The sequence below is a fragment of the Siccirubricoccus sp. G192 genome (genome assembly GCF_019084075.1).
Taxonomy (GTDB): Bacteria; Pseudomonadota; Alphaproteobacteria; order Acetobacterales; family Acetobacteraceae; genus G192.
The window spans coordinates 3,339,574-3,364,852 of record NZ_JAHREN010000001.1 but is presented as its reverse complement, the minus strand read 5'-3'; the positions used below and the strand labels follow the sequence as shown (position 1 = coordinate 3,364,852).

General features: G+C 71.4%; 29 protein-coding genes and 2 pseudogenes. 16 read left to right on the top strand and 15 right to left on the bottom strand.

Annotated elements, in window-relative coordinates:
• The first annotated feature begins 15 nt into the window (after positions 1-15).
• From KSF81_RS16160 to KSF81_RS16145, 4 genes are all read left to right on the top strand, one after another.
• Positions 16-984, top strand: a complete 969-nt coding sequence (locus KSF81_RS16160; protein ID WP_217379860.1) for a tripartite tricarboxylate transporter substrate binding protein — start codon at positions 16-18, stop codon at positions 982-984.
• A gap of 4 nt (positions 985-988) precedes the next feature.
• Positions 989-1,669, top strand: coding sequence for a cyclase family protein (locus KSF81_RS16155; RefSeq protein WP_217379859.1), 681 nt, complete (start codon positions 989-991; stop codon positions 1,667-1,669).
• Positions 1,666-2,439, top strand: a complete 774-nt coding sequence (locus tag KSF81_RS16150; RefSeq protein ID WP_217379858.1) for an SDR family NAD(P)-dependent oxidoreductase — start codon at positions 1,666-1,668, stop codon at positions 2,437-2,439. Before KSF81_RS16155 ends, KSF81_RS16150 begins: the two co-directional genes overlap by 4 nt.
• A gap of 136 nt (positions 2,440-2,575) precedes the next feature.
• Positions 2,576-2,905 carry a cupin domain-containing protein gene (locus tag KSF81_RS16145; RefSeq protein ID WP_217379857.1) on the top strand — a complete coding sequence of 110 codons (330 nt, stop codon included), beginning with the start codon at positions 2,576-2,578 and terminating at the stop codon, positions 2,903-2,905.
• A gap of 112 nt (positions 2,906-3,017) precedes the next feature.
• Here the strand turns inward: KSF81_RS16145 and KSF81_RS16140 are convergent, their stop codons facing one another.
• Entirely contained in the window at positions 3,018-3,977 is a 960-nt protein-coding gene (locus KSF81_RS16140) for a tripartite tricarboxylate transporter substrate binding protein (RefSeq protein WP_217379856.1), read from the bottom strand.
• Positions 3,978-4,080: 103 nt separating this feature from the next.
• Between KSF81_RS16140 and KSF81_RS16135 the strand changes: the two genes are divergently transcribed.
• The 8 genes and pseudogenes from KSF81_RS16135 (at position 4,081) to KSF81_RS32200 (ending at position 11,223) form a co-directional block, all read left to right on the top strand.
• A complete protein-coding gene (locus tag KSF81_RS16135; protein WP_217379855.1) occupies positions 4,081-5,082 on the top strand; it encodes a VOC family protein in 1,002 nt (333 codons plus the stop codon).
• 117 nt (positions 5,083-5,199) lie between these two features.
• Positions 5,200-6,198 carry a tripartite tricarboxylate transporter substrate binding protein gene (locus KSF81_RS16130; RefSeq protein WP_217379854.1) on the top strand — a complete coding sequence of 333 codons (999 nt, stop codon included), beginning with the start codon at positions 5,200-5,202 and terminating at the stop codon, positions 6,196-6,198.
• Positions 6,198-6,866, top strand: coding sequence for a flavin reductase family protein (locus KSF81_RS16125; protein WP_217379853.1), 669 nt, complete (start codon positions 6,198-6,200; stop codon positions 6,864-6,866). The genes KSF81_RS16130 and KSF81_RS16125 overlap by 1 nt, the downstream gene beginning before the upstream one ends.
• A 123-nt stretch (positions 6,867-6,989) precedes the next feature.
• Positions 6,990-7,850 (top strand): tripartite tricarboxylate transporter substrate binding protein, encoded by an 861-nt coding sequence (locus KSF81_RS16120; RefSeq protein ID WP_254453559.1) that lies wholly within the window; start codon positions 6,990-6,992, stop codon positions 7,848-7,850.
• Positions 7,850-8,341 (top strand): tripartite tricarboxylate transporter TctB family protein, encoded by a 492-nt coding sequence (locus KSF81_RS16115; protein WP_217379851.1) that lies wholly within the window; start codon positions 7,850-7,852, stop codon positions 8,339-8,341. The genes KSF81_RS16120 and KSF81_RS16115 overlap by 1 nt, the downstream gene beginning before the upstream one ends.
• Positions 8,341-9,840, top strand: a complete 1,500-nt coding sequence (locus KSF81_RS16110; RefSeq protein ID WP_217379850.1) for a tripartite tricarboxylate transporter permease — start codon at positions 8,341-8,343, stop codon at positions 9,838-9,840. Before KSF81_RS16115 ends, KSF81_RS16110 begins: the two co-directional genes overlap by 1 nt.
• A 14-nt stretch (positions 9,841-9,854) precedes the next feature.
• Positions 9,855-10,533 (top strand): annotated as a pseudogene (locus tag KSF81_RS32205) (MmgE/PrpD family protein); the annotation flags it as partial.
• Positions 10,534-10,668: 135 nt separating this feature from the next.
• Positions 10,669-11,223, top strand: a complete 555-nt coding sequence (locus tag KSF81_RS32200) for a hypothetical protein (protein WP_375293372.1) — start codon at positions 10,669-10,671, stop codon at positions 11,221-11,223.
• A 49-nt stretch (positions 11,224-11,272) separates the two neighbouring features.
• Here the strand turns inward: KSF81_RS32200 and KSF81_RS16095 are convergent, their stop codons facing one another.
• The 4 genes from KSF81_RS16095 to KSF81_RS16080 all read right to left on the bottom strand — a co-directional run bounded on the left by KSF81_RS16095 (position 11,273) and on the right by KSF81_RS16080 (position 15,650).
• The gene (locus KSF81_RS16095) at positions 11,273-12,247 is read right to left on the bottom strand and encodes a tripartite tricarboxylate transporter substrate binding protein (RefSeq protein ID WP_217379848.1); all 975 of its coding nucleotides are present in this window, start codon (positions 12,245-12,247) and stop codon (positions 11,273-11,275) included.
• Between the two features lie 119 nt (positions 12,248-12,366).
• A complete protein-coding gene (locus KSF81_RS16090; protein WP_217379847.1) occupies positions 12,367-13,341 on the bottom strand; it encodes a tripartite tricarboxylate transporter substrate binding protein in 975 nt (324 codons plus the stop codon).
• Between the two features lie 41 nt (positions 13,342-13,382).
• Complete coding sequence (locus KSF81_RS16085; protein ID WP_217379846.1) at positions 13,383-13,838, bottom strand: hypothetical protein; 456 nt, start codon at positions 13,836-13,838, stop codon at positions 13,383-13,385.
• A 24-nt stretch (positions 13,839-13,862) separates the two neighbouring features.
• Positions 13,863-15,650, bottom strand: coding sequence for a gamma-glutamyltransferase family protein (locus KSF81_RS16080; RefSeq protein WP_217379845.1), 1,788 nt, complete (start codon positions 15,648-15,650; stop codon positions 13,863-13,865).
• Between the two features lie 93 nt (positions 15,651-15,743).
• Between KSF81_RS16080 and phnN the strand changes: the two genes are divergently transcribed.
• Positions 15,744-16,295 (top strand): phosphonate metabolism protein/1,5-bisphosphokinase (PRPP-forming) PhnN, encoded by a 552-nt coding sequence (gene phnN, locus KSF81_RS16075; RefSeq protein ID WP_217379844.1) that lies wholly within the window; start codon positions 15,744-15,746, stop codon positions 16,293-16,295.
• Here phnN and KSF81_RS16070 read toward each other — a convergent pair.
• The 10 genes from KSF81_RS16070 to phnG are packed head-to-tail and all read right to left on the bottom strand — an operon-like array spanning position 16,274 to position 22,957.
• Positions 16,274-16,687 (bottom strand): hypothetical protein, encoded by a 414-nt coding sequence (locus KSF81_RS16070; protein ID WP_254453558.1) that lies wholly within the window; start codon positions 16,685-16,687, stop codon positions 16,274-16,276. The genes phnN and KSF81_RS16070 overlap by 22 nt on opposite strands.
• A gap of 4 nt (positions 16,688-16,691) precedes the next feature.
• Positions 16,692-17,372 (bottom strand): DUF1045 domain-containing protein, encoded by a 681-nt coding sequence (locus tag KSF81_RS16065; protein WP_309139578.1) that lies wholly within the window; start codon positions 17,370-17,372, stop codon positions 16,692-16,694.
• Positions 17,369-17,707 carry an amidohydrolase family protein gene (locus KSF81_RS31510; RefSeq protein ID WP_309139728.1) on the bottom strand — a complete coding sequence of 113 codons (339 nt, stop codon included), beginning with the start codon at positions 17,705-17,707 and terminating at the stop codon, positions 17,369-17,371. The genes KSF81_RS16065 and KSF81_RS31510 overlap by 4 nt, the downstream gene beginning before the upstream one ends.
• Positions 17,698-18,510 carry an alpha-D-ribose 1-methylphosphonate 5-triphosphate diphosphatase gene (locus KSF81_RS16060; RefSeq protein ID WP_309139577.1) on the bottom strand — a complete coding sequence of 271 codons (813 nt, stop codon included), beginning with the start codon at positions 18,508-18,510 and terminating at the stop codon, positions 17,698-17,700. Before KSF81_RS16060 ends, KSF81_RS31510 begins: the two co-directional genes overlap by 10 nt.
• On the bottom strand, positions 18,507-19,205 hold the full coding sequence (phnL, locus tag KSF81_RS16055; protein WP_217379843.1) for a phosphonate C-P lyase system protein PhnL: 699 nt from the start codon (positions 19,203-19,205) through the stop codon (positions 18,507-18,509). Before phnL ends, KSF81_RS16060 begins: the two co-directional genes overlap by 4 nt.
• Positions 19,202-19,975: a phosphonate C-P lyase system protein PhnK gene (gene phnK, locus KSF81_RS16050; RefSeq protein WP_217381728.1), complete on the bottom strand. Its 774-nt coding sequence runs from the start codon at positions 19,973-19,975 to the stop codon at positions 19,202-19,204. Before phnK ends, phnL begins: the two co-directional genes overlap by 4 nt.
• Before the next feature lie 10 nt (positions 19,976-19,985).
• Positions 19,986-20,843 (bottom strand): alpha-D-ribose 1-methylphosphonate 5-phosphate C-P-lyase PhnJ, encoded by an 858-nt coding sequence (locus KSF81_RS16045; RefSeq protein ID WP_217379842.1) that lies wholly within the window; start codon positions 20,841-20,843, stop codon positions 19,986-19,988.
• Complete coding sequence (locus KSF81_RS16040) at positions 20,840-21,919, bottom strand: carbon-phosphorus lyase complex subunit PhnI (RefSeq protein WP_217379841.1); 1,080 nt, start codon at positions 21,917-21,919, stop codon at positions 20,840-20,842. Before KSF81_RS16040 ends, KSF81_RS16045 begins: the two co-directional genes overlap by 4 nt.
• Before the next feature lies 1 nt (position 21,920).
• Complete coding sequence (gene phnH, locus KSF81_RS16035; RefSeq protein WP_217379840.1) at positions 21,921-22,499, bottom strand: phosphonate C-P lyase system protein PhnH; 579 nt, start codon at positions 22,497-22,499, stop codon at positions 21,921-21,923.
• Positions 22,496-22,957, bottom strand: a complete 462-nt coding sequence (gene phnG / locus KSF81_RS16030) for a phosphonate C-P lyase system protein PhnG (protein ID WP_256444263.1) — start codon at positions 22,955-22,957, stop codon at positions 22,496-22,498. Before phnG ends, phnH begins: the two co-directional genes overlap by 4 nt.
• On the opposite strand from phnG, the pseudogene KSF81_RS29810 reads away from it, so the two are divergent.
• The 3 genes and pseudogenes from KSF81_RS29810 to KSF81_RS16020 form a co-directional block, all read left to right on the top strand.
• Positions 22,956-23,504, top strand: a pseudogene (locus KSF81_RS29810) (GntR family transcriptional regulator); the annotation flags it as partial. The gene phnG and the pseudogene KSF81_RS29810 sit on opposite strands and share 2 nt — an antisense overlap.
• Before the next feature lie 112 nt (positions 23,505-23,616).
• Entirely contained in the window at positions 23,617-23,814 is a 198-nt protein-coding gene (locus KSF81_RS29805) for a UTRA domain-containing protein (protein WP_309139727.1), read from the top strand.
• Positions 23,815-23,816: 2 nt separating this feature from the next.
• Complete coding sequence (locus KSF81_RS16020; RefSeq protein ID WP_217379839.1) at positions 23,817-24,956, top strand: alpha-D-ribose 1-methylphosphonate 5-triphosphate diphosphatase; 1,140 nt, start codon at positions 23,817-23,819, stop codon at positions 24,954-24,956.
• Positions 24,957-25,279: the final 323 nt, after the last annotated feature.

The following is a 25,279-nucleotide window of genomic DNA, read 5'->3' as shown; positions in this document are numbered from 1 at the left end:
AATGGAGGAAACCCCATGCCGGAACTGGCGCGCCGAAGCCTGATGGCGGCTGGCCTCGCTGCCCTGCCGCTCGCGGCGCGCGGGCAGGCGGGCTGGCCATCCGAACGGCCGATCAGCTTCATCGTGCCCTTCCCGCCGGGCGGCGGCACCGATGTCATGGCCCGCGCCATGATCCCCCATATGGAGCGGCACCTGCCGGGTGCCCGCTTCGTCGTGCTGAACCGGCCGGGGGCAGGGGCGGAGGTGGGCTATACCGCGCTGGCCAGCGCCGCACCGGATGGACACACCATCGGCGTCGTCATCATCCCGAGCCTCCAGACCGTCACCATCGAGCGCACCCCGCGCTACCGGCTGGAGGACCTCGCCTATCTTGGCGGCGTGGTGGATGACCCGGGCGGATTCTTCGTGGCGCCGGACAGCCCGCTCCGCACCCCGGCCGACCTCGTGGCCCATGCCAAGGCCAATCCGGACAAGGTGGCGGTCGGCACCGCCGGCATCGGTTCGGACGACCACCTGCTGATGATGGGTTTCGACCGCGCGGCCGGGACACGGCTGGTGCATGTGCCCTTCGCCGGCCAGGCGCCGACCATCACCGCGCTGCTCGGCCGCCACATCACCGTGGCCGCCATGAATATCGGCGAGAGCCTGGAACTGGTGAAGCAGGGGCAGGTGCGGCCCCTAGCCCAGGCATCGCCCACGCGCAGCGCGCTGGCGCCCGATATCCCGACCTTCCGGGAACAGGGTCTCGACCTCACGGGCGGCGTGGTGCGCGGCATCGCCCTGCCTGCCGCCACGCCGGCGCCCATCCGCGCGCGGCTGGAGGCGGCGCTGCTCGCCACCATGGATGATCCGGCCTGGCAGGCCGAGGCCGCGCGCCTCTACCAGCCGCTGCGCCGCATGGATGGCGCGGCCTTCACGCAATTGGTCCACCAGGAAGCCGAGGCGCTGCGCCGGCTCTGGCAGGAACGGCCCTGGAAGGATTGAACCGATGGCACGCCGGCTGATCGACCTCTCCACCCCCGTAGCCACCGGCCATTTCCGCTGGCCGGTGGAGCGCCGCCTCTGGAAGAAGCACGAGGATGGCGGCGGCCAGGGCACCTGGGCCGGCTGGAATGTCCATAGCTTCACCCATATGGACAGCCCGCGGCATGTCGACCCGGAGGGCTTCACCACGGATGCCATCAGCCTCGACATGACGGTGGGCGATGCGGCAGTGCTCGACCTCTCCGACGTGCCGGAGAACAGCCCGATCAGCGGTGCCCGCATCGCCGCCGCCGGGGCGCATCTCCGGCGCGGCGACATCGCCATCCTGAAGACCCGCTGGGACGAGCGCGCCAGCATCGAGACGCCGGAATTCTGGGCGAAATCCCCCTGGATGACCGCCGAGGCCGCGATCTGGCTGCGCGAGGCCGGCATCAAGGCGGTGGGCTTCGACTTCCCGCAGGATCACTGCATCCGCTTCTTCATCACCGGCGAGAAGCGGCCGCCGCTGCCGGAGCATGTGACGCATTTCCACCTGCTGAAGCAGGGCGTGGTGATGTTCGAATACCTCCGCAACACCGGCGCGCTGCGGGCGCCGCGCAGCCTGGTCGTGGCGCTGCCCATCAAGCTGCCGGACAGCGACGGCGCCCCCGCCCGGGTCATCGCCATCGAGGAGGATGCGGCGTGAGGTTCGCCGGCCAGGCGGCGCTCGTCACCGGCGGCGGCGCCGGCATCGGCGAGGCGATTGCGCGGCGCCTGGCGCGGGAGGGCGCCGGCGTGCTGGTGGCCGACCTGGTCGCCGAGCGCGCGGCGGGCGTCGCCGCCGGCATCGCCGCAGCGGGCGGCCGGGCCGAGCCCTTCACCCTGGACGTGGCGGAGGAGGAGCAGACGGCTGCCGCCGTCGCGGCGGCCGAGCGGCATTTTGGCCCTCTCGGCATCGCCGTCTGCAATGCCGGCATCACCGACCGCGTGCCCGCGCTGGAGATGAGCCGCGCCGCTTTCGAACGGGTGATCCGCACCAACCTCACCGGCTGCTTCGTCACCGCCCAGGCGGCGGCGCGGGCCATGGTGGCGCATGGCGGGGGCGGGCGGATCGTCACCACCTCCTCCGTCTCGGGGCAGTTCGGCGGCACCGGGCGTGCCGCCTATGGCGCCAGCAAGGCGGGCATCATCAACCTCACCGAGGTGCTGGCGATGGAGCTGGCGCCGCATGGCATCCTGGTGAATTGCTTGGCGCCGGGCCCGACCCAGGTGGCGCGCACCGCGCATGGGCCGCGGCAGCGGGCCGCCTTCCTCGATCGCATGGCGCTGAAGCGCTACGCCACGCCGGAGGAGATCGCCGCCGCCGTCGCCTTCCTCTGCTCGGAGGATGCAGGCTTTGTCACGGGCCATGTGCTGAACGTGGATGGCGGCTTCCGCGCCGCGGGCGTGCTCTACGATCCCTCGGATGGAGCCTGACAGGGGGGGGGAACCATGCTGCGGCGCATCGTGCTTTGCCTTGGCCTTTGCTTCGTCGCACTTCCCGCCGGCGCGGCGGAACTCGACCCGGCCGCCGTGGCCTACAGGCTGCCGGACCAGATCCCCCTGGGGTCCGGTGACGCCGAACGGCAACCAGCAGGCGGTGCTGCTGGGCGATCCCTCAAAGCCCGGCCCCTACATCGTCATGGTCCGCTGGCTGCCGGGGCATATGAGCCGGCCGCATTCGCACCCGAACGACCGCTTCATCCAGGTCCTCTCCGGCACCTGGTGGATGGGCAGCGGCCCGCGCTTCGACCCGGAGAATACCGTGCCCGTCCCGGCCGGCACCTTCGTGACGCATTTCGGCCGCCAAGTGCATTACGACGGCGCCAAGGCGGAGCCCACGACCCTGCTCATCATGGGGGAGGGACCGGGCACCTCCACCCCGGCCGGGGCGCCGCGCTGAGCCCCGGCCAGAGCGTTTTCCGTTCGCATTGGCTCACGGAATCCGCTCTGGCCTTTTTGCTTTGGCGAGCAAATTACCCCGCCCGGGTGATTCCACCCGGACGGAGTTTGCTCTAGCGCGGCACCTCCACCGTCGCCAGCAGCCGTGCCTTGTCCGCAACATCGCGCCGCAGGGCGCGGCCGAATTCCTCGGTATCGGCGTAGTAGTCGAGCGGCTGGAAGCCGCGCCGCGCGGCCTCGGCATAGACCTCCTCCGCCGCCGCGCCGGCGCAGGCCCGGGCCAGCGTCTGGCGCACCGGCACCGGCAGTCCGGCAGGGGCGAGCAGCCCGCCGAAGCTGGTCGGCGCCACCGGGAAGCCCGCCTCCGGCACCGTCGGCACATCCGGAATCAGCGGGTGGCGCCGCTCCGCGAAGACCGCGAGCGGCCTGAGCGCCCCGCCACGCAGGGAGCCCAGCACCAGCGAGACGAATTCCACCCGCCCGGCCATGGCGTCCAGGATCGCCGCCGGCTCGCCGCGATAGGGCACGTCCTGCACCTGGATGCCCGCGGCCTGGGCCAGTTCGACCATCGCCAGATGCGGGATGGAGGCGATGCCCTGGTGCCCGAAGCGCAGGCTGCCCGGTTGCGCCCGTGCTGCCGCCACCAGATCGCCGAGGCTGGTGAAGGGGCTCTCCGGCCGTACCGCCAGCGCCATGGTATTCACGAAGGTGCGGCAGACCGGCTCGATCTGCTCGGCGCGGTAGCCCGCATCCGGCCGTGTCACCGGCAGGACGGAAAGCGTATAGGCCGCGGTGAAGAGCAGCGTGTAGCCATCCGGCGCCGCCCGCGCGACCGTGGCGGTGCCGAGCGCGCCGGAGGCGCCATCCCGGTTCACCACCGCCACCGGCTGGCCGAGCTTGGCCTGCAACCCCGGCGCCAAGGCGCGCAGCAGGGTGTCGCTGATGCTGCCGGCTGGTGCGGGATTCACGATCTGGATCGGCCGCGCCGGAAAGGCCGGCTGCGCATGCACCCTGCCGCCCGCCAGCAGCAGCGCGCCGAGCAGCATGGCCCACGCGGCTTCCCGTCCCGCCATCCTCATCGCCTCCCCGTCTCGCCCCGCAGCAAAGCCCGGTCTAGGATCACCGGCAAGAGCGGGCCGCGCTGGCGCGGGTCGCCATTCCCTGGGGAGGGGAGCGATGGTGGTGCAGGCTCTCGGCTATGTCGGCATCGAGGCGCGGTCGCCCGAGGACTGGGCCGGCTACGGCACCAATTTCCTCGGCCTGCAATTGGCGGAGCGCGCCGCCTCGCAGCTCGTCTTCCGCATGGATGATCGCCGGCAACGCCTGGTGGTGACGCCGGGCGAGCGCGACGGCGCCCGCTTCTTCGGCTGGGAACTCGCCGATGCCGCGGCGCTGGAGGCGATGGCGGCGCGGCTGGAGGCCGCCGGCATGACCTTCTCCCGAGGCGACCGGGCGCTGGCAGACCAGCGCCGCGTCACCGGGTTGATCGCGGTGCAGGACCCGATGGGCAACCGGGTCGAGCTGGTGCATGGCGCCGAGGTCACGGATGCGCCCTTCATCCCGGGCCGCCCGATCAGCGGCTTCCGCACCGGCGCGCTTGGCATGGGCCATGCCGTGCTGACTGTGCCGCGCATGGCGGAGGCGCTGGCCTTCTACCGCGACCTGCTGGGCTTCCGCGTCTCGGACTATGTGACCAATCCCTTCCACGCCTATTTCCTGCACGTGAATCCGCGCCACCATTCCCTTGCACTGATCGAGACCGGAAGTGCCGGCCTGCACCATCTGATGATCGAGCTGTTCAACCTGGACGATGTCGGCCAGGGCTATGACCTGGCCATGCTGGAGGAAGGGCGCGTCGCCACCACCCTCGGCCGCCATACCAATGATTTCATGACCAGCTTCTATGCCCGCACGCCGGGCGGCTTCATGCTGGAATATGGCTGGGGCGGCCGCGCCGTCGATCCCGCCACCTGGCAGCCGGTGGAAATGCATTCCGGCCCGAGCCTCTGGGGCCACGAGCGCAATTGGGGCTCGCCGGAGATGCAGGCCGAGGCGCGGCGGCTGAAGCTGCAGGCGGCACGGGACGGCGAGCGGCAACCGCTGCAAGTGCTGCCCGGCAATCACGCGCTGATCCCCGGCGAATGCGCCTGGTGGGACGCGGCGCTGCGCGGGCACTGAAGCGGTGGCGCATCCCCGCATCCCGGTCGCCGGCGGCGGCCGCCGCCACTACGAGAATACGCGACGCGAGTGCACCGCCGGCGTGGTGCGCGTCAGCAGCGTCAGGGAGCACCAGGAATGACTCCATTCCCACGATGCCACGGCGGCGTCGCTGTGATCCGCCGCCGGCACCTGCTCGGCGCGGCAGCGCTGGCTGCCACCGTACCCGCCGCGGCGCAGGAGGCGGCACGGCCGATCCGTATCCTGGTGGGCTTCACCCCCGGCGGCGGCACGGACCTTCTGGTGCGCTCCTTCTCCAACCGGCTGGCGGAGATTCTTGGCCAATCCGTGGTGGTGGAGAACCGGCCCGGCGCCGGCGGCAACATCGCGACCGAGGCGGCGGTGCGCGCCGCGCCCGATGGCCACACGCTGGTGCTCGGCACGGTCGGCTCGCTGATCGTCAACCCGGTGATCTTCCGCGACCTGCCCTATGATGTCGATGCGGACCTGGTGCCCGTGGCGCTGGCGGGCGACATCTTCAATGTGCTGGTGGTACCGGCGGCCCGGCCCTGGCGCAATCTCGGGGAGCTGATCGCGGCAGCCAAGGCACGGCCGGGCGGACTGAGCTGGTCGCATAGCGGCGTCGGCACCTCGCTGCACTTGGCGGGGTCGCTCTTCGACCGCGTCGCGGGGATCGAGACGGTGAGCGTCTCCTATCGCGGCGGCGCGCCGATGGCGACCGACCTGATGGCCGGGCGCATCGACTATTCCTTCGCCACCGCCGCCTCGGTCATGCCGGCGCTGCGGGAGGGACGGCTGCGGGCCCTGGCGGTGCCGGCGGCGACGCGGCGGCCCGGGCTCGAAGATGTTCCGACCGTGGCCGAAAGCGGCCTGCCTGGCTTCGCCGTGAACAATTGGGCGGGGCTGCTGGCGCCGCGCGGCACGCCGCAGCCGGCCATCGCGCGGCTCGATGCCGCCATACGCGAGACGCTGCGCGACCCGGCGACGCGGGAGAACCTCGCCCGCAACGGCATCGCGCCGCTCTCCGGCGGCCCGGCCGAATTCGCCACCCTCTGGCAGGATGACCGGCAGCGCTGGGAGCCAATCATCCGCGCCAGCGGCGCCCGGCCGAATTGATGTTCTACGATCCGAATGCCGGCCGCGACGCACATGGCCTGCCGCACGATCCCTTCAAGAGCTGCGTCATCCCGCGCCCGATCGGCTGGATCTCCAGCCTCTCGGCGGAGGGTGTGCCCAACCTCGCGCCCTTCAGCTTCTTCAACGCGGTCTGCTGGGCGCCTGCGATGGTGATCTTCGCCTGCCCCGGCCCGGATGCGGAAGGCAATGCCAAGGATAGCTTCCTGAACGTCGCCGCGACAGGCGAATTCGTGGTGAACATGGCTACCTGGGCGCAGCGCGAGGCGGTGAACCTCTCCTCCGCCGAATGCCCGCCGGAGGTGGATGAGATCGCGCTTCTGGGGCTGGAGACGCTGCCCTCGGTCAAGGTGAAGCCGCCCCGCATCGCCGGCTCGCCCATCCATCTCGAATGCCTCCACCACCAGACCGTGCTGCTGCCCTCGAAGAGCCGGCGGCGGGAGAATGCCGTGGTCTTCGGCCGCGTGGTCGGCGTGCATATCGACGATGCCGTCCTCCGCGACGGCCGGATCGATCTCGCCCTGGTGCGCCCCATCGCGCGGCTCGGCTATCGGGACTGGGCGGTCGTGGATAGTATCTTCCAACAGAACCCGCCCTCCTGGCCGCTCGACCGGCCCGATGAGGCCGGGCAGACGGGAAACCAACCATGAAGATTGCCAAATCCGGACTCTCCCGCCGCGCCATGCTGGCTGCCGCAGCCATGCTGGGCGCAGCGCGCGGCGCCGCGGCCCAGGCGACCTGGCCCTCGCGCGACATCACCTTCATCGTGCCCTATGCGCCCGGCGGCTCCACTGACCCGATCGGCCGCGCCTATTGCACGCAACTCGAAAAAAATCCTCGGCGTGACGACGGTGGTGGAGAACCGCCCCGGCGGCTCCGCCACCATCGGCACCGGCGCGGTCATCCGGGCGCGGCCGGATGGCTATACCATCGGCCTTGGCTCCAATTCCTCCATGCTGCTGCAGCCGCTGGTCAATCCGGGCCTCGGCTGGTCCACGGCGGAGGACTTCACCTCGGTGGTCAAGCTGGGCGACCTGCCCTGCGTATTGGCCGTGCGGGCCGATGCGCCCTGGCGGACCCTGGCCGAGTTCATCGAGCATGCGCGGGCCAATCCGCGGCGTGTCCGCGCCTCGAATTCCGGGCTGCGCACCACGCCGGACCTTGCCACGCATCAGTTGAACCGGAAGGCCGGCACGCAGATCGTCTCGGTGCCCTTCACCGGCGGTGGCGGCGAGGCATTGCTGGCGCTGCTCGGTGGCAGGGTGGAGGCGACGGTGGGCTTCGGCCCCACCACCAAGGGCCAGGTGGAGGCCGGCAAGGTCCGCATCCTCGCGGTCTTCGCGCGCGAACGCTACGAGTTGTTCCCGGACGCAGCCACCACGGTGGAATCCGGCTTCGACGTGACCCTGCCCACCTCCTACTACGTCATCGCCCCCAAGGGCCTGGCGCCGGAGGTGCTGGCACGGCTGACCGAGGCCTCGGTCCAGGCGGTGACGCAGCCTGATTTCATCAGCTTCGCCAAGGCCAATGGCTATATCCTGAACCCCATCACCGGCGATGCGGTGAAGGCGGAACTCACCGAGATGCAGGCCGAGTTGCGCGAGGTCCTTGCCTTCGTGCAGCAGCGCTCCTGATGCCGGCGGGAACCACGCCCAGCCTGCGCCAGGGCCGCCTCTGGCTCGGGATGATCGGGCTGGCCTTCACCGCCGGCTACCTCGCGCTCGCCCTGCAACTGCCGATGGGCGAACGGGAGATGCCGGGCGCCGCCGCCTTTCCGCTGCTGGTGGGCCTGATCCTCGGCGCCCTCAGCCTCGGCCTGGTGGTCGAGGCATGGCGGATGCGCGGGTCGCCGCCGCTCGACCTGCCCTCCCGCGCCGATGCGCGGCGGATGCTGGCGGTGCTGGCGGCGCTGCTGTTCTATATCCTGCTGGTGCCCTGGCTCGGCCAGATGCTCACCGCAACCTTGCTGACCACCCTGGTGGCACGGCTGCTGCGCGGCGGGTCCTGGTGGCCGGCGCTGCTGGCCGGGGTGGCAGTGGGCCTCGGCTCGCAATGGCTTTTCGTCGGCCTCTTCCAGGTGCCGCTGCCGCGCGGCGAACTCCTGCCGGCGCTGGGGTGGCACTGATGGGTGCGCTGGAGGGGCTGCTCTACGGGCTCAGCGTCGCCACCCTGCCGCACAACCTGCTGGCGGCGCTGGCCGGGGCACTGGCCGGCACCGCCATCGGTGTGCTGCCGGGCCTCGGCCCGGTGGCCGGGGTGGCGCTGGTGCTGCCGCTGACCTTCGCGCTGGAGCCGACCACCGGCCTCATCATGATGGCCGGCATCTTCTACGGCTCGATGTATGGCGGCTCCACCACCGCCATCCTGCTGAACATTCCGGGCGAGAGCGCCTCGGTCGTCACCGCCATCGACGGCTATCGGCTGACCCGCAAGGGCCGCGCCGGGGCGGTGCTGGCCGTGGTCGCGGTGGGCAGCTTCGTCGGGGGCACGCTCGCGGTGATCGGCGTGATGCTGGCGGCGCCGCTGCTTGCCTCCGCCGCGCTGCTCTTCGGCCCTTCGGAATTCCTGGCGCTCACTGCCGGCGGGCTGATCGTGCTGGCCCGCATCTCCGGTGGCAGCTTCGCCGCGGCGGGTTTCGCCTGCATGCTCGGCGTGCTGCTCGGCACGGTGGGGCAGGAGATGGTGACGGGGCTCAACCGCTTCACCTTCGGCAATCTGGAGCTGACCGAGGGCATCAACCTGGTGCCCGTGGTGGTCGGCCTCTATGGTGTGGCCGAGATCCTGCGCCTGGCGGAAGCCGCGCTGCGCCAGCCCGAACCCGTGCGGGTGCGGCTGCGCGACCTCTTCCCAAGCGGCGAGGAATGGCGCCGCGCCGTACCCTCCTGGCTGCGCGGCACCGCGCTCGGCTTCGGCTTCGGGCTGATCCCGGGGCCGGCGGCCACGCTCTCCTCCTTCGCCGCCTACCGGGTGGAACAGGCGGTCAGCCGCCACCGCGCCGAGATCGGCCAGGGCGCGATCGAGGGCGTGGCCGGGCCGGAAGCCGCCAACAATGCCGCCGCCACCTCGGCGCTGGTGCCGCTGCTCTCGCTGGGCCTGCCCTTCACGCCGATCGCGGCGCTGATGATCTCGGCCATGATGGTGCAGGGGGTGCAGCCGGGTCCGCTGCTGATCCAGCAGCATCCGCAGATCTTCTGGGGGCTGATCGCCAGCATCTATATCGGCAATGTCATGCTGCTGGTGCTGAACCTGCCATTGGTGGGCCTCTGGGTCTGGCTGCTGCGCATCCCTGTCTGGCTCTTCGTGCCGCTGCTCCTCGTCATCGCCTGCATCGGCGCCTATTCGGTCAGCAACTCCATGCTGGCGCTCTGGGTGCTGCTGGGCGCCGGGATGCTCGGCTACGTCCTCCAGAAGCTGGAGATCCCGCTGGCGCCGCTGGTGGTGGGGCTGATCCTCGGGCCGAATATCGAGAAGCATTTCCGCGAGGGCATGATCCTGGCGCAGGGGGACCTGCTCTATTTCCTGGAGGGTCCCATCTCGCCCACGATCTGGGCGCTGGCGGTGCTGGTCTCGCTGGCCGGGCTGCTGCGCCGGCGGCGGGCGCAACCGGTACCGGATGCCTTGTAGGAGAGGAAATATCCATGACCGAGACTCTCGCCACCCGCATCGGCGTCTTTGCCGCCCGCTTCACCTCAGCCGACCTCACCGCGGAGGAGGCGCGCCTCGCTCGCCGCGCCCTGCTGGATACCCTGGCCTGCGCGCTGGGCGGGCTGCGGGAGGCGCCGGTGGCGGCGGCACTCCGCTACGCGCAGCGGACCAGCGGCGCCGGGGTGGCACGCGTCTGGGGCACCGATATCAGGCTTGGGCTGGAACAGGCCGCCTTCGTCAATGCAGTGGCCGGCCATGTGCTGGACTACGACGATGTCACCACGCCGCTGCGTGGCCATCCCTCGATCGCCATGCTGCCGGCGCTGGTGGCGCTGGCCGAGGCGGAGGGCAGGGGGGATGCAGGACCTCGCCGCCGCCTATGTCGCGGGCTTCGAGGTGGCCGGCCGCATTGCCGAGGCGATCGGCGACGAGCACTACGCCAAGGGCTGGCACGCCACCGCCAGCATCGGCCTGCTCGGCGCCACGGTCGCCTGCGCCAACCTGCTGCGGCTGAGCGCGGAGCAGGCGAGGGACGCGATCGGTTTGGCGGTGGCCCAGGCGGCCGGCACGCGGGAGAATTTCGGCACCGATGCCAAGTCCTTCCAGGCCGGCCATGCCAACCGCGCGGCGCTGCAGGCCGTGCTGCTGGCGCGCGAGGGATTCTCCTCCACTCCCGCCGTGCTGGAAGGGCCGCGCGGCTACCTCGCGCTCTATGGCGCCGGCGAGGATCTGGCGGCCGCCCTGGCAGGGATTGGCGAGGCGCCGCGCCTGCTGGTCCGCGCCGGGCTGGAGGTGAAGAAATACCCGATGTGCTACGCCACCCACCGGGCGCTGGACGGACTGCTCGACCTCAAGGCGGAAACCGGGGTGGCACTCGCCGATGTCGCCAGGGTGGAGGTGGAGGGCAATGCCCGCTCCTTCGCGCCGCTGCTGCATGACCGACCGCAAACCGGGCTGGAGGCGAAATTCTCCATGCAATACGCGATCGCCGCCGCGCTGGCGGATGGCCGCGTCGCGCTGCCGAGCTTCGAGGACCAGGCGGTGCAGCGCGGCGCCATCCAGGATTTCCTGCCTCACGTGACAAAGCACGAGGCCGCCGGCCCGGCGCAGCCCCGCTATACCGCGGTCACGCTGCACCTGCATGATGGAAGCCGGCTGCACCGCCGGGTGGAGGCGCTGCGCGGCGGCGCCTCCCTGCCGCTCTCGGAGACCGAGCTTGTGGCCAAGCTGGCCGATTGCCTGGCCCATGCCGGGCTGGCGGTGGATGCGCCGTCGCTGGCGGCGACCATCCTCGACCCCGTCGACCGCAGGCTCTCCGACCTTCTGGCGCTGCTGCACCCGGTCCGGGCCGCGGCGGAATAGGGCAGCCCGCCAGCCCCGGTATCTCGCCGGGGCTGGCGCGCACCGCGTCCTATTCCACGCGGATGTTGTTGTCCTTGATGACCTTGCGGAACGCCTCGCTCTGCTCGCGCAGATAGGCGGTGAAGGCTTCCGGGCCGCGCGGGTCCACCTCGGAACCGATGGAGGCCAGGCGCTCCCGCACTTCCTGCGTTGCCAGCGCCTTTTCGCATTCCGCGGCCAGCCGGTCCACGATCGGCTTTGGCGTGCCGGTCGGCACCATGTAGCCGCCCCAGGCACCGACATCATAGCCGGGCAGGTTCGCGGCGGTTGCAAGCGGCGGACTATCCGGCGCCAGCGAGCTGCCCCGCGCCACCGAGATGCCAAGGCTGCGCAGCGCGTTCTGCCGCACCAGCGGGCCGGTCGCGGCGAGCGTGTCCACCGCGAAATCCACCTGGCCCGCCACCACGGCGGTCAAGGCCGGGCCGCTGCCCTGGAAGGGCACATGCACCGTGTCGAGTTCGGCCCGGCTCAGGAACATCAGGGTGATCAGATGCGCCGCCGCCCCGGTGCCGGAGGAGGCATAGGTGTACTTCCCGGGATTGGCCCGCACCTCGGCGATGAATTCCTGTGCATTGCGAGCCGGGAAATTGTTCCGCACCACCAGCAGGTAGGGGTTGACGATGAACATCGCCACCGGCTGCAGGTCGCGCTCCGGGTTGTAGGGGGTGCGCTGCACCAGCGGCGCCGTGGTGATCGGCCCGGTGGAGGCGGCCAGGATGGTGTAGCCATCCGGCACGGCCTTGGCGACCGCATCGGTGCCGATCATGCCGCCGGCGCCGGCCCGATTCTCCGGCACGACCGGCTGGCCGAACTGCTCGCTCAGGCGCTGCGCCATCACCCGCGCCATGAGGTCCGTCGCCTGGCCGGGCGGCCAGGGCACGATCATGCGGATCGGCCGGTTGGGATAGGCGGCCTGCGCCTCGGCGCGACCGGCGGCCGCAGCGGCCAGGCCGGTGGCGCCGAGAAGCATGTTTCTACGGTTCATGGTGTCATTTCCCCCAGCATTCTTTCGGTTCCGCGGAATTGTCTCCGCTTCCTCCCTTACACTTGGCCCTGGCCGCCGCCGCTGCCAAGTCAGAACGATATCATCGTTCCGCGCGCATCCTATTCCGTGCGCATCCCCGCGCGCCTTACCACCGGCGCCCAGCGCGCCCGGTCCTCGGTGACGAAGCGGGCGAAGGCTTCCGGGCTTTCGCTCGCCTCCACCTCGACGCCACCTTCCAGCAGCCGGCGCCGCACCTCGGGCTCCGCCAGCGTGGCATTCAACGCCGCATGCAGCCGGGAGATGCGCTCGGGCGGAGTGCCGCCGGTGGCCAGCAGGCCGAACCAGGTGGCGGCCTCGACCTGCGGGAAGCCCTGTTCCCCGGTGGTGGGCAGGTCCGGCATGGCCGCGCTGCGCTGCCGGCCGGCGATGGCGATGGGCCTGAGCGCGCCCGCCTGCACCTGCGGCAGCATCGGCGCCAGCGCATTGGTGAAGACCTGCACCCGCCCCGCCACCAGGTCGTTCAGCACCGGCCCGGTGCCGCGATAGGGGATGTGCTCCATCTCCACATCCAGCGCCTGGAGGATCATGGCGCCCGCCGCATGCCCGGTGCTGCCGACCCCCGGCGAGGCATAGCTGAGCGGCGGCCGCGCCTGGCGCGCATAAGCCTGCAATTCCTTCAGCGTCCGCACCGGCAGGCTGGGATGCACGACGATGACATTGGGGCCCTGGCCCATCAGGCCGATGGGCGCGAAATCGGTGACGATATCGAAGGGCACGCGCGCATGCACCAGGCTGACGATGGTCAGGCTGCCGCTGCCGCCGAGCAGCAGGGTATAGCCATCCGGCGCCGCCTTCGCCACCAGGTCGGAGCCCAGCATGCCGCCGGCGCCGCCGCGGTTCTCGATGACGATGGGCTGGCCGAGCCGCGCCGCCATCCCCTCCGTCACCAGCCTGCCCACGATGTCGTTGGTGCCGCCGGGGGTGAAGGGGATCACCAGCCGGATCGGCCGCTCGGGATAGGGCCGCTCGGGAGATTGGGCACGCGCCGGCATGGCAGCAGCGAGGGCGAGCAGCAACAATGCGAGGCGGCGCATCAAGGGGTTTCCTTCCCGGCTTTGCCCTCTATTGCCGCAGATCACAGCGCCATGCCACCGCTTCCCCGGTCGCCCGCTCCGCACCGGATCAGGTGCCCCCCGGCGGCCGGCGGATCCTGCCGCACCGGGCCGCTGCCGAAGACCAGGTCGCCGCGCTCCTCCAGCCCCAGCCCGTCCCAGAGCCGCCGGGCCTGCTCCGTATCCGAGGCCAGCGGCGGCTGGGCGCGGTGCATGCGGGATTCCACACGGCGGCGCTGGGCCGGTGTCAGTTCCTCCCAGAACCGGGTCAGCCAGCGGTTCCGCCGCACCCGTGCCTGGGTGCGGGAGGCCGGCGCCGGCACGGCCCCGGCGGCAGTCGCGGCCGCGGCCGGGACCGGCGGATTGGGCCGCGGTTCCATGGCACGGATCGGCCCCGGCCGCGGGTTGAGACTGTCGCAGCCCGTGCCGACCAGGGCGAGGGCGGCGAGGCAGAGCAGCGAGGCGCAAGGCAGGCGCATGGTCAGGCTCAGCGCCCGCCGGGCTCAACGCCCAACTGCATAGCCCTGCATCCCACGCGGATTGGCGCCGGCCAGGATCTGCCCATCCGGCTCCCGCCGCGCGCCGGTGAGGCGGCCTTCGGACCACTCGCCGCCGAGTTCCGCCTTGTGGCCGCGGGCGAGCAGGTCTTCCAGCACCGCGGGCGCGTAGCGGCCCTCCAGCACCAGCTTGCCGGGCCTGGCGCCGCGCGGCCAGAAGCTGCTGATCCAGTGCTCGGAATGGAAGCTCGGCAGGTCGATCGCCTGCTGGATGTTGAAGCGGTGGTCCACCATGCGCATCAGCATGATGGGCTGCCACTGGTCCTGCTGCTCCCCGCCCGGCGTGCCGAAGCTCATCCAGGGCTTGCCATCGCGCAGCACCATGCTGGGCGAGAGGGTGGTGCGGGGCCGCTTGCCCGGCAGCAGCCCATTCGGCAGCGACTCGTCCAGCCAGAACATCTGGCAGCGGGATCCCAGGCAGAAGCCCAATCCCGGGATCGCCGGCGAGGATTGCAGCCAGCCGGCCGAGGGCGTCGCGCTCACCATGTTGCCCCAGCGGTCGATGACGTCGATGTGGCAGGTATCGCCGCCCGAAGCGCCGAGGCGCGAGACGGTGGGCTCCCCGGTGCCGGCTGCCATGGCCAGTTCGGCGCCGCGCCGGATGGCGGCGGCGTAGTCGGTGCGCGGCGCCCTTCCATCCGGGCTGCCGGGGCGGAATTCCAGGCTGGCCCGCTCGCCGATCAGCCGGCGCCTCTCGTTGTTATAGGCGGGGGAGAGCAGGGTTTTCATCGGAACATCGGTGAAGGCGGGGTCGCCGTAGAAAGCCTCGCGGTCGGCGAAGGCGAGCTTCATCGCCTCGGCCACGGTATGGACGAATCCAGCGCCGACCGGGTCCATGGCGCCGATATCGAAGCCCTCCAGCAGGGCCAGGGTCTGCAGCATGGCGGGGCCCTGGCTCCAGGGGCCGCATTTCAGCACGGTGTGGCCGCGATAGGTGAAGGCCAGCGGCGCCTCCACCGTGGCCTGCCAACCGGCCATGTCCTCGGCGGTGAGCAGCCCGGTGTGGCGGCGGCCGGAGGTGTCCAGCGCCTCGAATTCACGGCAGAAGCGCCCGACCGCCTCGGCGACGAAGCCGCGGTACCAGGCATTGCGGGCTGCCTCGATCTGCTCCTCGCGGTCGCTGCCCGCCGCCTCGGCCTCCTGAAGCACCCGCTCATAGGTATCGGCGAGGGTCGGGTTGGCATAGAGCCCGCCCGGCTGCGGCCCGCCATTGCAGAGCCAGAGCGCGGCGGAGGTCGGCCAGGCGCTTTCAAACAGCGGCCGCACCGTCTCCACCGTGGCGCAGACGCGGGCCACCATATGGGCGCCGTTGCGGGCATAGCCGATGGCGTATTCCAGCACGTCGCGCAGCCGCCAGGTACCGTGGTCGCGCAGCATCAGCGCCCAGGCATCGAAGGCGCCGGGGATCGGCGCGGCGAGGAAGCCGGTGCCCGGCACGATCTCGAGCCCGAGCTCGCCCTTCAGCTTTGCCACCGTCATGGCGCGCGGTGCCGGCCCCTGGCCGCAGATCACCTGCTGCGTGCCGAGCCGCTCGCTGTGCAGGATGATCGGGCAGTCGCCGCCCGGGCCGTTCAGATGCGGCTCGACGATCTGCAGGGTGAAGCCCGCGGCGGTGGCGGCGTCGAAGGCATTGCCGCCTCGCTCCAGCACCGCCATGCCGACCTGGCTGGCGATCCAGTGGGTGGTGGCGACGGCGCCGAAGGTGCCGGCGATCTCGGGTCTGGTGGTGAACATGGCGGTTCCCTCTCGGCCGGTCCGGGCGCGCGTTGATCCTTGCGCCGAATTGGCGCAGGCAGAACCCGTGCGGTCAATCCGAAGGATGGCTTGATGCTCGTTGCCGTGGTCGGCCCCTCCGGGGCGGGCAAGGATACGCTGATGGAAGCGGTGCGGATGCGGCTGGGGGGCAGGCCCGGCTTCCGCTTCGTCCGCCGCGCCATCACCCGCCCCGCCGATGCCGGCGGCGAGGCGCATGAGGCCCTGGACCGTGCCGCCTTCCTGGCCCGGCGCGATGCCGGTGGCTTTGCTTTGTGGTGGGAGGCGCATGGGCTGTTCTACGGCATCTCGCGCGATATCGAGGCCGATCTGGCGGCGGAGGGCACCGTCATCGCCAACCTCTCCCGCACCGTCCTGGCGGAAGCCAATGCCGCCTATCGGCTGCTGGTGCTGGAAATCACCGCGCCGCCCGAGGTCCTGGCCGCCCGGCTGGCGGCGCGGGGGCGGGAGGATGCGGCGATGGTCGCCGCCCGCCTGGCCCGGCAGGCGCCGCTGCCAGCCGGGCTGCGGGTGGCGCGGGTGATGAATGACGGCACCGTGGAGGCGGGGGTCGCGCAGGTGCTGGCGGCGCTCGGCGCGTCCGATCAGGCGCCCGGGGTCGGGTGAAGCACGCCATTGGACTCGATCTCGGCCAGCGCCTCCGCCAGGGTCAGGCCCTCTTGCATCGGCCACCACTGGCCGGTGTGACGGAACCAGAACAGATCGAACCGGTCGGGGCCGCGATAGGTGATGCGGGTGAAGGGCTGCTCGAATTCCCCGGCAGGTCCGTGTTTCCCGCTGGTGCGCCAGCCCTGGATGAAGCGGTAGGCATTGCCGTGCCACTTGCCATAGAGGGCGATCGGGTAATTGAAATCGGATGGCCGGATTTCCGGCAGGAAACGTGGTACCAGAACGGAGGCGATGAAGGCGTCGCAGGTGGCCGCGATGGCCCGCTTCTCCGCCTCTGGCGGCTTGGCCGGAGCCGGCGCCCATACCCAGATGCGGGGCCGTTTTCCCACGGGATCAGCCTTGAAACCGCAAACGGTCCGCGATCAGGAAGGGCGCGCCCGGCGTGGCCTGGGTAAACAGGCAGATCGAAGCAACCCGCCGCGGTCGCGCCGCGGCCTCGCCCAGATACGCGGTGACGGCGGGCAGCACCGCCGCCTTCTCCTCCGGCCGCAGCCGGCGCGTCAGCGTCACATGGAAGCGCCATTCGCCGAAGACATAAGGGTAGCCCCAGCGCTCCAGCAGCGCCGCCTGCGCCGGGCTCAGCCCGGCCTTGCGGCGGCGGGCCAGTTCCGGCGCCTCAGGCGGGGCGCGGCAGGGATCGAGCGCCTCGACACAGGCATCGGCCAGGGATTGCAGGGCGGGGCAGGGTGCCGCTTCGCGCAGCGCCAGGAAGCCCTCCAGGTCCCGCACCGCCAGCGGCGGCAGCTCGAAGGGGGCAAGGCGCGCGGTCAGCGCCCGCGTCGCCGCCAGCGCCTCGGCATAAGGCAGGGCCAGGCGAAAGGGCGGCTTCAGCGTGGCGTGCAGCCCATAGCGGCGCGGATCGGCGGTGAGTTCGGCAATGCCGAGGCCAGGCAGCGCCGGCTGCGGCAGCGCGGCACCACTTTCCGCATCCCGCCCGAGCCAGGTGGAGCCCAGCGCGTGCAGCGGGTCATCCGGTTCCGGCGCCCAGTAGAGGGCGACGCGCGCCTCCGTCACGCCACCCGCTCCCCCGCACGCCAGACGCGGCGCACCACCGGCAGCCCCTCATGCGTGCGAATCTGCACGAGATCGGCCTGCAGCCCGGCCTCGATCCGGCCGCGGTCGGGCAGCAGCGCCATCCGGGCCGGGCGGTCGGTGACCATCGCCACCGCCTGCGGCAGGGTGAGGCCGGTCTCCGTCACGCAGCGCCAGGCGGCTTCCACCAGCGCCGCCGGCACGTAGTCGCTGGCCAGCGCATCCACCGCGCCCTGCCGCACCAGATCGGCCGCGGCGACATTGCCGGAATGGCTGCCGCCGCGGACGATGTTGGGCGCCCCGGCGATCACCTCCACCCCCAATCGCGGGCCGCCTGCGCCGCCGCCATCACGACGGGGAATTCGCTGATGCGGATGCCGTCGCGGGCATTGCGCGCCACCTCGGCCACATCGTCGTCGTCATGGCTGGCCAGCGGCAGGGCGCGATGCGCGATCCGCTCCAGCAGCCAGCGCCGCTGCGGCTCGCGCAGCCGCTCGCGCTGGTCCAGCAGGGCGGCGACCCGCGCTTCCACCTCGCGGTCTGTCATGCGGGTCTGGCGCTGCCGCATCGCGCGGTAGCGGGCGACATCGCGATACTGGCCGACACCGGGCGAGTGGTCCATCAGGCTCACCATGCGCACCCGCGGGTGGTCGGCTGTGGCCTCCAGTGCGGGCGGCATGTCCTGCGCCGGCAATTCGCAACGGAGATGCAGGAAATGCTCGCTCCTGAGCAACCCGGTTTCCGCCAGGGCGTCCAGGTCGCGCACCCCGTCCTCGAAGGTCTGGCCGCGGCCGGCATCGAAGCCGAGATCGCCGAGGCAGAGCGCATCCAGCACGGTGGTCACGCCGGCGGCGGCGGTCTGCGCGTCATGCGCCAGCATGGCGGAGCGGCTGGGCCAGCGCGCATTGGCGCGCGGCTGCACCTGGCGCTCCAGATTGTCGGTATGGACATCCACCACACCGGGAATCAGGTGGTCGCCGCCGAGATCCTCGGCGGCGGCAAGCTGGCTGCGGCCACGCTGCACCTCCACGATCCGACCCTCGCGCAGCACCACGGTGCCGGAGACCACCGCATCGGGCAGCACGAGCAGGGCATTGGTCAGGATGGTCTCGGGTGTCATGCGAAAGCCTGCTCCGGATGGACCTCGAAGAGCCGGTCGGCGACTCGGTCGCGGATCTCGGTGTCGTGGAAGATGCCGATGATGGCGGTGCCTTGCGCCTTCGCCGCCTCGATCAGGCCGAGCACCACGGCGCGGTTGGCGGCGTCGAGGCTGGCGGTGGGCTCGTCCAGCAGCAGCACGGGATAGCCGGGGGCGAAGCCGCGCGCCAGGTTCACCCGCTGCTGCTCGCCGCCCGAGAAGGTGGCCGGCGGCAGCGCGTGCAGCGCCGAGGGCAGGTTCAGCCGCGTGAGCAGCGCCGCGGCCCGTGCTCGCGCCGCCTCACGCGGCATGCCTCGCGCCACCAGCGGCTCGGCCACGATATCGAGGGTCGGCACGCGCGGGATCACCCGCAGGAACTGGCTGACATAGCCGAGCGTCTCCCGCCGCACCTCCCGCATCAGCCGCGCATCGGCACTGGCAAGGTCAAGCTCCGCGCCGCGATGGCGCAGCAGGATGCGGCCGGAGCCGGCACCGTAATTGCCATAGAGGCAGCGCATCAGGGTGGATTTGCCGGCCCCCGAGGGTCCCGCCAGGGCCACGCATTCGCCGGGTTCCACCGCGAGATCGACGCCGGAGAGCACCGGGATGCGCGTGCCGCCCTGGAGGTGCAGAGTGAAGCTCTTGCCCAGCGCCTCGGTGCGAATGGCGGGGCTCATGCCGCAAGCACCGAGGCGACCAATAGCTGGGTATATTCGTGCTGCGGATCGTCCAGCACGCGGTCGGTCAGTCCCTGCTCCACTACGCGCCCCTGCCGCATCACCAGCAGCCGATGCGCCAGCAGCCGCGCCGCGGCGATGTCATGCGTCACCAGCAGCACAGCGAGGCCGAGATCCGCCACCAATTCCCGGATCAGGTCGAGCAGCCGCGCCTGCACCGAGACATCGAGCCCGCCGGTCGGCTCATCCATGAAGACCAGCCGCGGCCGGGTCACCAGGGTGCGGGCGATCTGCAGGCGCTGCTGCATGCCGCCCGAGAATTGCTGCGGGGTATCGTCGATGCGCGCGGGGTCGATCTCGACGCGGCGCAGCCATTCCGTCGCCTCGGCGCGGATACCGCCGTAATGCCGGGCGCCCACCGCCATCAGCCGCTCGCCGACATTGCCGCCGGCGGAGACGCCCATGCGCAGCCCGTCGCGCGGGTTCTGGTGGACGAAGCCCCAATCGCTCCGCATCAGCCGCCGCAGCGCGGCTTCCCCCATGTCATGCACCGAATGGGTGGCGCCATCCGGCCCGCGATAGGCGACGCTGCCGGCATCCGGCCGCAGCAGCCCCGAAAGCACCCGCAGCAGCGTGGTCTTGCCGGAGCCGGATTCGCCGACGATGGCCACCACCTCGCCCGGCCAGATCTCCAGAGAGACGCCATCCAGCGCCGGGATGGTGCCGAAGCGGAGCCCGAGGCCATGCGCCTCAAGAAGCGGGGTTTCCATCATGCCGCGCCTACTCCGCTGCATCGCGTTGCACGGCGGCCTGGCGTTCGCCGCAGTAATCCGTGTCCGAGCAGAGGAACATCCGCCCGCCCCGGTCGTCCGTCACCACCTCGTCGAGGTAGCTCTCGCGCGAGCCGCAGAGCGCGCAGGCCGCCTTGGCGCGGACCGGCTCGAAGGGATGGTCCTCGAAGTCGAGCGAGCGCACCGCGGTATAGGGCGGCACGGCATAGATCCGCTTCTCGCGCCCGGCGCCGAATAATTGCAGCGCCGGCATGCGGTCCATCTTGGGGTTGTCGAAGGCCGGGATCGGAGAGGGCGCCATCAGGTAGCGGCCATTCACCATGACGGGGTAGTTGTAGGAGATCGCGATATGGCCGTGCCGCGCGATGTCCTCATAGAGCCTGACATGCATCAGCCCGTAATCGGCCATGGCATGCAGGCGCTTCGTTTCGGCCACGCGCGGCTCCAGCCGGAACAGCGGCTCCGGCATCGGCACTTGGTAGACCAGGATCTGGCCCTCCCGCAGCGGCGTTTCGGGGATGCGGTGGCGGGTCTGGATGATGCTGGCCTCGCTGGTGCGCTCGGTGGTCGGCACGCCGGCGACGCGGGCGAAGAAGCGGCGGATGGAGACAGCATTGGTGGTGTCGTCGGCCCCCTGGTCGATCACCTTCAGCCGGTCCTGGGGGCCAATGATGCTGGCCGTCACCTGGATGCCACCGGTGCCCCAGCCATAGGGTAGCGGCATCTCGCGCGAGCCGAAGGGCACCTGGTGCCCGGGGATCGCCACCGCCTTCAAGATGGCGCGGCGGATCATCCGCTTGGTGTCCTCGTCGAGATAGGCGAAGTTGTAGCCGGTGGCGGTGCTCATTCCGCGGCCTCCTGCATGGCGGTGGCGCGCAACTGCCGCAGCTTCTCCAGCTCGCTCTGGAAATCCACGTAATGCGGCAGCTTGAGGTGCTCGACGAAGCCGGTCGCCTCCACATTGTCGCAGTGGTAGAGCACGAATTCCTGGGATTGCGCCGGCGCCTCCGCGTCCTCGCCAAGCTCCGCCGCGCGCAGCGCCCGGTCCACCAGCGACATCGCCATCGCCTTCCGCTCGCCATGGCCGAAGACCAGGCCGTAGCCGCGGGTGAATTGCGGCGGCTCGGTCCGCGATCCCGCGAACTGGTTCACCATCTGGCATTCGGTCACGGTGAGATCGCCGATCTCGATGGCGAAGCCGAGTTCCGGCGGCACGATCTCCACCGCCACCTCGCCCAGCCGGATCTCGCCCACGAAGGGATGCGCATTGCCGTAGCCGCGCTGGGTGGAATAGCCGAGCCCCAGCAGGAATCCCTCATCGCCACGCGCCAGCGCCTGGAGGCGCAGCGGCCGGTCGGCGGGGAAGGCCAGCGGCTCGCGCGTCAGGTCGCCGGGCTCCGCTTCGGAATGCGGCTCGGCGGCCATCAGCCCCTCCTGCGCCAGGATGCCGGTGACGCGCGGCATGGCGGCGGCCTCCGCCGGGCTTTCCGGCGCGGGCGGCGGCGGCTCGCCCTCGGCGGCCAGGGCGAAATCCAGCAGCCGATGGGTATAGTCGAAGGTCGGGCCGAGCACCTGGCCGCCGGGCAGGTCCTTGTAGGTGGCGCTGATCCGGCGCCGCACCCGCATGGCGCCGGTATCGAGAGGCATGCTCGCGCCGAAGCGGGGCAGGGTGGTGCGGTAGGCGCGTAGCAGGAAGGCGGCCTCTATCAGGTCGCCGCGCGCCTGCTTCACCGCCAGCGCCGCCAGGCCACGGTCGAAACAGGCGCCTTCCGCCATCACCCGGTCCACCGCCAGCGACATCTGCTGTTCGACCTGCGCCACGGTGAGCTCCGGCAAGGCGGGGTCGCCCCGGCGTTCCTCGGCCAGCCAGGCATGCGCGTGCTCGATCGCCCGCTCGCCGCCTTTGACCGCGACATAGGCCATCTCAGCCCTCCTCGATCAGTACGGTGCGCGGCAGGGCGGCCAGCCGCTCCCCGGCGCAGAGCACCACATCCACGCCGCACGGGAAGCGGGCCCGGTTGGTCGCCCAGGCCACCAGGAAATCCGCCGGCAACCCTGCAACCCGCAGCCGGTGCGCAACCTCAATGCCCGGGCCGCTGAGCCGCCAGCCCGTGCCCTCCTCCAGCGCCGTGACCTGTAGAATCAGCGTGGCGGCGCGGTGCGGCTCCTCCTCCGTCCCGGCCTCCAGGGCGGGCGGGGACGGCGGGGCGCCACAGGCGAGCAGCAGGGCGGCGGCGCCGGGTTCCGCCACCAGCGGGCAGCCGGCGTGGAAGCGCAGCCAGGCTTCGGCATCGGCGCCGGCATCGGTCCAGACCGGGGTATCGGCATCGGCCAGGGTCAGCAGCGCGGCGGCGGCGGCGAGGTTGAGCGGTGCCGGTGGTGCCAGCGCGCCCGCCAAGCGCTGCACGCGGCCGGGCCGGCTCATGGCCTCCAGCAGCGCGCGGAAGCAGTGCTGCGCCTCCAGCACCGGGTCGGCGAAGCCGGCGGCGAGGGGCTGGGTCATCGCATGGTCGCCATGGTGAGGAACTCCACCCGTGTCGCCGCGGCACGGCGGGCATCCCGCGCCGCGCGCTCCGCCTGCGCCGCCGCCAGGGGCTCGATCACCGCCGTCAGCAACGCCGGTTGCAGCGCCGGGTCCTGCAAGGCTGCGTCCAGCGCCGCGGCAAGCTCCGCCTGGCGCGTATCGCGTCCCGCCACATAGGCATGGCCGACGATCCCCGCCGGCAGCCGCACGGTGCAGCGGGTGACAGTCATCTCACCGAGGTTGAAGGGCGCGCCATCGCCGCCCTGCCGGCCGCGCGCCATCACCAGTCCGGTTTCCGGGCCACGCAGCCGGGCATGGGCGGGCAAGGGAGGCGCTCGCTCCAGCCGGGATGTGATCTCGGCCGCGCTCGCGCGGGCGAGCACGGCCATCCAGCGGCGCCGTGCCGTGAAATCCGAGGGAGGGGTGGTTTCCGCCATGGCGGCATATAAAGGTCTAGACAAAGAGATGTCTACCCGTCTATTTCCTGTCGCCACACTGCCACGGCGAAACTTGGGCATGGTTGAATTTTCCATGACGGCATTGGCGCCTGGCCTGACCCACGGGCCTGCTGCTGGCTTGGCGCGCGGCCAGGGCATCGCCCTTTGGCGCCAGATCGCGGGCACGATCGAGCAGGAGATCGCCGGCGGCTCCCCCGCGCCGGGCGACCGGCTGCCGACTGAACAGGCCCTCTCCCAGCGCTTCGGCGTGAACCGCCACACCATCCGCCGGGCCATGGAGGAATTGCAGTCCCGCGGCCTCGTGCGGATCGAGCAGGGGCGCGGCAGCTTCGTCGCCGAGGATGTGCTGGACTACCCGGTCGGCCCCCGTACCCGCTTCTCCGAGGTGATCCGCCGGCAGAACCGCGAACCCCAGGGCCGCATCCTGCGGATCGAGGAAGTGCCGGCAGAGACGGCGGTGGCGGAGGCGCTCCGGCTCCGCCGCGGCCGCCCGGTGGTGATGGCCGAGAGACTCGGGCTGGTGGATGGACGCCCGGTGGTGATCGGGGCGCATTACTTCTCGGCCGCGCGCTTCCCCCCGCATCGCCGCGCTGCTGGATGCGAATCCCTCCATCACCGAGGCCCTGGCGGCCTCCGGCGTGCCGGATTACCGCCGGCTGGTGACACGCATCACCTCCCGGATGCCCACCCCGGAGGAGGCGGCACTGCTGCAGCAGTCCCGCAATCGGCCGGTGCTGGTGACCGAGGCGGTGAATGTGGACCCCGCCGGGCTGCCGGTGGAGGTCGGCTTCGGCCGCTACGCCGCCGGGCGCATGCAGATCGTGGTCGAGAGCTGAGCATGGGTTTCCGCATCGCGGGCGGCACCGTCCTGGTCGGCGAGCGCCTGGCGTCGGCCGAGATCGCCTTGGCCAATGGTCTGGTGGCAGAGACCGCGCCGCAGGATGCGCGGGTTTTCGACGCCAGGGGGCTGCTGGTCCTGCCGGGGCTGGTGGACCTGCATGGCGATGCGCATGAGCGGGCCTTGCAACCACGGCCGGGCATCGGTTTCCCGCCGGCGCTGGCGCTCCGCGATTCGGTGGCGCAGTTGCTCGCCAGCGGCATCACCACGGCCTTCCTCGGCATCACCCTGAGCTGGGAGCCGGGGCTGCGCTCGTTGGAAGCCTGGCGTGGGCTGATGGCGGCGCTGGACCAGGTGCGGCCACGCGCCGCCCTGGACCTTCGCGTGCACCTCCGCTTCGAGGCCGACAATCTGGAGGCGATGGAGGATGCGCTGGTCGGCATCGCCACCGGCCGGGTGCATCTGCTGGGTTTCAACGACCATACGCCGGCGATCCTGCGCCGGATGGGGGATGCGAAGCAGGTGGCGAAATATGCCGGCCGGGCCGGGGTCTCGCCCGAGGCCTACCGGGCGCTGATCGAGCGCGTCGCCGCCCGCCGGCCGGAGGTTCCGGCCGCCCGCGCCCGGCTGGCCGCCGCCGCTGCCACCGCCGGGCTGCCCATGCTGAGCCACGACGATGCCTCCCTGGAGGACCGCGCCCTCTATCGCGGCCTCGGCGCCCGGATCTGCGAATTCCCGATGGCCGAGGCGGTGGCGGAAGCTGCGCGCGCCGAGGGGGAGGCGGTGGTGATGGGGGCGCCGAATGTGGTGCGGGGCGGCAGCCATCTCGGCTGGGCCAGCGCCGCGCCGCTGGCCGAGCGCGGCCTGGTGACGGTGCTGGCGAGCGACTATCACTGGCCGGCCCTGCCGGAGGCGGCCTTCGCCATGGTCCGGCGCGGCCGCATGGCGCTGCCGGAAGCCTGGGCGCTGGTTTCCGCCAATCCGGCGGCGGCGGCAGGGCTGCACGACCGCGGGTCGCTGCTGCCCGGGAAGCGCGGGGATGTGGTGGTGTTGGACCCGGCGGGGCCGGAGGTCCTGGCGAGTTTCGCGGCGGGGCGGCTGGCACATCTCAGCGCCGCGGGGGCGGCGCGGCTGGGTTGATGGATGTGCCACTCGGAGGCGCGAAGGCGAAACCCGACCGGTCAGGCGTGCGTCTGGGCCGCTGAATGACCGGGCGAAGCAGAGTCAGGTGCGTTTCAGCCGAAACCGGAGGCCGAACCACCATGCCTGATTGCTCGAAGTGCCGGTGGCGCTTCTGGGCAGCAAATGAAGCTCCCACGGCCAGCCGGCAGCAAATGGCCGGTGGTCATTGCCTCTGGCCGTCCACCGTCGCGGGCAAAGTGGCCCGCAACGGGGATCTTGGCATGCCCTACCGGCCGGGGTGGTCCTGGGTCATGAACAGCGTTGCCGCATCTGGGCGGCCC

Excerpts from the sequence above, each read along its gene's own strand:
- KSF81_RS16160 (WP_217379860.1), top strand. The coding sequence starts at position 16 with ATGCCGGAACTGGCGCGCCGAAGCCTGATGGCGGCTGGCCTCGCTGCC.
- KSF81_RS16155 (WP_217379859.1), top strand. The coding sequence starts at position 989 with ATGGCACGCCGGCTGATCGACCTCTCCACCCCCGTAGCCACCGGCCAT.
- KSF81_RS16140 (WP_217379856.1), bottom strand. The coding sequence starts at position 3,977 with ATGGCGGGACGGGAAGCCGCGTGGGCCATGCTGCTCGGCGCGCTGCTG.
- KSF81_RS16135 (WP_217379855.1), top strand. The coding sequence starts at position 4,081 with ATGGTGGTGCAGGCTCTCGGCTATGTCGGCATCGAGGCGCGGTCGCCC.
- KSF81_RS16130 (WP_217379854.1), top strand. The coding sequence starts at position 5,200 with ATGACTCCATTCCCACGATGCCACGGCGGCGTCGCTGTGATCCGCCGC.
- KSF81_RS16125 (WP_217379853.1), top strand. The coding sequence starts at position 6,198 with ATGTTCTACGATCCGAATGCCGGCCGCGACGCACATGGCCTGCCGCAC.
- KSF81_RS16120 (WP_254453559.1), top strand. The coding sequence starts at position 6,990 with ATGCGCCCGGCGGCTCCACTGACCCGATCGGCCGCGCCTATTGCACGC.
- KSF81_RS16115 (WP_217379851.1), top strand. The coding sequence starts at position 7,850 with ATGCCGGCGGGAACCACGCCCAGCCTGCGCCAGGGCCGCCTCTGGCTC.
- KSF81_RS16110 (WP_217379850.1), top strand. The coding sequence starts at position 8,341 with ATGGGTGCGCTGGAGGGGCTGCTCTACGGGCTCAGCGTCGCCACCCTG.
- KSF81_RS32200 (WP_375293372.1), top strand. The coding sequence starts at position 10,669 with ATGTGCTACGCCACCCACCGGGCGCTGGACGGACTGCTCGACCTCAAG.
- KSF81_RS16095 (WP_217379848.1), bottom strand. The coding sequence starts at position 12,247 with ATGAACCGTAGAAACATGCTTCTCGGCGCCACCGGCCTGGCCGCTGCG.
- KSF81_RS16090 (WP_217379847.1), bottom strand. The coding sequence starts at position 13,341 with ATGCGCCGCCTCGCATTGTTGCTGCTCGCCCTCGCTGCTGCCATGCCG.
- KSF81_RS16085 (WP_217379846.1), bottom strand. The coding sequence starts at position 13,838 with ATGCGCCTGCCTTGCGCCTCGCTGCTCTGCCTCGCCGCCCTCGCCCTG.
- KSF81_RS16080 (WP_217379845.1), bottom strand. The coding sequence starts at position 15,650 with ATGTTCACCACCAGACCCGAGATCGCCGGCACCTTCGGCGCCGTCGCC.
- phnN (WP_217379844.1), top strand. The coding sequence starts at position 15,744 with ATGCTCGTTGCCGTGGTCGGCCCCTCCGGGGCGGGCAAGGATACGCTG.
- KSF81_RS16060 (WP_309139577.1), bottom strand. The coding sequence starts at position 18,510 with ATGACACCCGAGACCATCCTGACCAATGCCCTGCTCGTGCTGCCCGAT.
- phnL (WP_217379843.1), bottom strand. The coding sequence starts at position 19,205 with ATGAGCCCCGCCATTCGCACCGAGGCGCTGGGCAAGAGCTTCACTCTG.
- phnK (WP_217381728.1), bottom strand. The coding sequence starts at position 19,975 with ATGGAAACCCCGCTTCTTGAGGCGCATGGCCTCGGGCTCCGCTTCGGC.
- KSF81_RS16045 (WP_217379842.1), bottom strand. The coding sequence starts at position 20,843 with ATGAGCACCGCCACCGGCTACAACTTCGCCTATCTCGACGAGGACACC.
- KSF81_RS16040 (WP_217379841.1), bottom strand. The coding sequence starts at position 21,919 with ATGGCCTATGTCGCGGTCAAAGGCGGCGAGCGGGCGATCGAGCACGCG.
- phnH (WP_217379840.1), bottom strand. The coding sequence starts at position 22,499 with ATGACCCAGCCCCTCGCCGCCGGCTTCGCCGACCCGGTGCTGGAGGCG.
- phnG (WP_256444263.1), bottom strand. The coding sequence starts at position 22,957 with ATGGCGGAAACCACCCCTCCCTCGGATTTCACGGCACGGCGCCGCTGG.
- KSF81_RS16020 (WP_217379839.1), top strand. The coding sequence starts at position 23,817 with ATGGGTTTCCGCATCGCGGGCGGCACCGTCCTGGTCGGCGAGCGCCTG.